The sequence below is a fragment of the Dellaglioa sp. CoH-55-MRSF-8 genome (assembly GCF_056782195.1).
In genome coordinates, this window is record NZ_JBXAYH010000125.1 from 1 (window position 1) to 344 (window position 344).

1 protein-coding gene is annotated in these 344 nt (G+C 56.7%); it reads left to right on the top strand.

Going from position 1 to position 344, the window contains the following annotated elements; translation table 11 throughout:
- The first annotated feature begins 126 nt into the window (after positions 1-126).
- The gene (locus tag AC1RPW_RS08205; protein ID WP_481769475.1) at positions 127-342 is read left to right on the top strand and encodes a hypothetical protein; all 216 of its coding nucleotides are present in this window, start codon (positions 127-129) and stop codon (positions 340-342) included.
- The last annotated feature ends 2 nt before the right edge of the window (positions 343-344 follow it).

Sequence of the window (344 nt, forward strand, 5' to 3'; positions counted from 1 at the left end):
CGTCTGAGGCGCGGACAACCGAACAAAAGGGGCTCTTAGGTGCCCTTTTTCACGTCCGGGGCCGGCAGGCTGAGGGTGCGCGCACGCGTCGCGGACCCAAACACAACTAACCCGCTGAGGCTGGCAATGCAAAATTACGACATGAGTAAGCTACGAAAGGAAGCGATTACGCTACTGGCCGCGTCGCTTAAGCGTGACTCCAAGTTTTACAAGGACGATTACGAGGCAATCGTGTGCGCCGTCAACAAGAAAACGCGTGCTGAACTGCTGGAATGCTTGAAGCGCCAGCGCGCAATTGCCGGCGTTTCGGATCGCGTGATTCGTCGTAACTGTCAGGTCTAAGG

Excerpts from the sequence above, each read along its gene's own strand:
- AC1RPW_RS08205 (WP_481769475.1), top strand. The coding sequence starts at position 127 with ATGCAAAATTACGACATGAGTAAGCTACGAAAGGAAGCGATTACGCTA.